The sequence below is a fragment of the Protofrankia sp. Cr1 genome (assembly GCF_963555865.1).
GTDB lineage: Bacteria > Actinomycetota > Actinomycetes > Frankiales > Frankiaceae > Protofrankia.
Genome location: NZ_CAUVXO010000686.1, coordinates 1 through 2,557 on the forward strand (window position 1 = coordinate 1; position 2,557 = coordinate 2,557).

Consider the following 2,557-nt stretch of genomic DNA (forward strand, 5'->3'; position numbering starts at 1 on the left):
AAAGCTTCGCATCGTTCTGTCGTCGCCTGCGACCCGACGATCATCGCCGTGCGAGATCCCAGACCCGTACCGTGCCGTCCCTCCCTCCCGATACCGCACGGCGCCCGTCGGCGCTCAGCGCGACCGATGTGACCCTGCTGGTATGGCCCTCGAGAACGTGGAGGCAGCGCTCGGCGGCCACATCCCAGACCCGGACCGTCTTGTCGTCGGCGGAGACGGCGAATCGGCCGTCCCCGCTCATCGCGACCGATACGGGGTAGTTCGAATCGCCGAGTGTGTGCAGAGCATCACCAGTCGTCAGGTCCCACACCTGCAGCACGTCGGTGGCGGCGATGGCGAGACGCCCGTCCGTGCTGATGCCCAGCGCCTTAACCCAACTGTCAGTGCCGATGGTCCGAAGGCAGCGACCTGTCGATAGGTCCCACATCCGCACGGCGTTCACGCGGCTCGTCCAGCTGTACTCAGGGTCGTCACGGCATCCGGACAGCGCGAGGCTCGCGTCCGCGCTGACTGCGACCGAGGGCACTCCGCCGGGGTGGTCCTGCAGGGTGTGAAGGCAACGGCCGGAGGCCCGGTCCCATATCAGTACCCGCGCGTCATGACGGTGGCCTCCGGCCACGACGATACGTCCGTCTCCACTCACAGCAACCGACTCCACGGGCTCGGTGTGGCCTCGGAGGATCCTCAGCTGGCGCCCTTTTCTCAAATTCCACACACGCACGGTCCAGTCCCACGACCCGGAGACCACGAAACGACCATCCGCGCTCACGGCGACCGATGTGACCCCGACGGTATGGCCCTCGAGAACGTGGAGGCAGCGCTCGGCGGCCAGATCCCAGACCCAGACCGTCTTGCCGCCTCCGGAGACAGCAAACCGGCCGTCCGCGGTCACGGCGACAGAGGACACCTCGGAGATATTGGCGGAAAGAACCAGATCACCTCGGATCTCTTCCGAGTGCTCCAGTCTGGCGCCCTCCGCTACCGGCTTCCAACGGCGCAGCCTCAACATCCCCAGGAAACCCTTCCGTCGTCCGCGCGAAGGCCCATCAGTCATGGCACCGGGAGGCCGGAACCTCTTCCCGCCTTCCCCAGCACGACGCGGTTGGGCTCGACCGCGAACTCCGGCCCAACCCGCCACTGTCATACCGCACAACATGATAGAAAGCGACCGTCTATCACGCATCGTGACAGGCAAGACAGCGCTGAAGCGTCGGGCGTCAACCTCCCAGCCGACAGGCACGTCTGTCTTCGCAGGTCCATCCCCCGTCGGTCTACAGGCGGGGAGCATGCCGTCGAGGATGCGGGTCAGGCCGAAGTCGGACCAGCGGTCGACGGCGGCATCGGCGTCCCGGTCCGGCGGGGCGGGAGAGGCCAGCCAGGCGCCGTTCTGCGTGCGGCAGGAGTGGGAGAGGTGGCCGTGGGTGGCGAGCCACCACTTCACTCAGCCGGTGGCGACGGGCACGCCGTTCGGCGTGCCCGGCGACGTGCAGGAGTGCACCTCAGCGGCGCCCAAACCGATCTCTCGGTAGACGTGTGCAATCCGGGGGTGGTACCGGCGTGTTCTCGGACGCACAGTGCTCCGACTCACTCGTAGAAGCCCATGTCACCGGGCTCCACGCCGACCTGGCGGGCCACGTACTCCACAGCCTCGTCCGGCAGCTCGCCGCGGCCCCGCGGGAACCGGCCCATCCGAGTGAAGAACTTCAACATCACCGCGAACCCGAGCCGCGTCGGCCCCCGCTTGCCGGCGATCAGTTCCCGCTCGTCATCCAGCAACGTCCAGTGCTCGACGAGCTCATCGAGATCCAGTGACCGGGCCACGTCCGAACATCATGGCCAGGTACGCCGGGCGCCAACACCCCTCGAGCACATGGAGACACAACTCAAGATCGCCCGCGTTTGCACCTGGTGACACGTTTCTTACCGGCACCCCGCCTCTCACACCGGGAGACGGGCCGCTCGCCGTGTCCGGGATGCCGCGCGGTCCGAGCACCTGCCCCCGGCCGAAAATTCGTACGTGTGTGCTATTTCTGACGCCTGAGAAGGAACATTATCGGAGCCCAGATGATCGGCGAGGAGGCGACCCGCCGAGCCGCGGGGTCAGCCGGGCGGACGGTCCGCTCAGCGCGGTTCCATCGGCGTGCCATCCCCGCAGGCGGGCGGTGGGGCCGCCGCGGGGGCGGCGGCGACCGTGATGTCGTTACTGCTCGTCCCCACCGGATGCACGACGTCGGGGAACAGCGCAAGGAAATCGCGGAATCCACCGACTCCGTAATCATGTTCGGAGAACGCCGGGTCGAGGGCCCTGGTCTGTGTCTTCAGCCAGGTGGTCGTCGTCGCCGGTTTCCGGGAATTCCACAAGGCTACGACCAGCAGATTCCAGCCTCTTCCAAACGGTCCGTCGTCACCGTCGTCAGGGAACCATGGACATTTCCAAAGGCCGGTTGCATCGGCACCACGGTATCGGGGGCGACGATTTCCAGTCCGCCGCCGCCACTCGTCATCGAACTCTGGTTGTCGGGGGCGACGGCCGTCTCGTTCCAATATCGGTTTTGAC

4 protein-coding genes are annotated in these 2,557 nt (G+C 66.7%); all 4 read right to left on the reverse strand.

The features are described from left to right. Window positions 1-40: 40 nt before the first annotated feature. Window positions 41-1,009: a WD40 repeat domain-containing protein gene (locus U9980_RS27990; protein WP_322770670.1), complete on the reverse strand. Its 969-nt coding sequence runs from the start codon at window positions 1,007-1,009 to the stop codon at window positions 41-43. A gap of 575 nt (window positions 1,010-1,584) precedes the next feature. Then, window positions 1,585-1,821 carry a DUF4158 domain-containing protein gene (locus tag U9980_RS27995; protein WP_322770671.1) on the reverse strand — a complete coding sequence of 79 codons (237 nt, stop codon included), beginning with the start codon at window positions 1,819-1,821 and terminating at the stop codon, window positions 1,585-1,587. 300 nt (window positions 1,822-2,121) lie between these two features. Continuing rightward, complete coding sequence (locus tag U9980_RS28000) at window positions 2,122-2,361, reverse strand: hypothetical protein (RefSeq protein ID WP_322770672.1); 240 nt, start codon at window positions 2,359-2,361, stop codon at window positions 2,122-2,124. 2 nt (window positions 2,362-2,363) lie between these two features. Next, the coding region (locus U9980_RS28005; RefSeq protein ID WP_322770673.1) for a hypothetical protein at window positions 2,364-2,557 on the reverse strand (194 nt) is incomplete at its 5' end.

Bases quoted from the DNA above. Each gene is read 5' to 3' on its own strand.
- U9980_RS27990 (WP_322770670.1), bottom strand. From the start codon at position 1,009: ATGTTGAGGCTGCGCCGTTGGAAGCCGGTAGCGGAGGGCGCCAGACTG.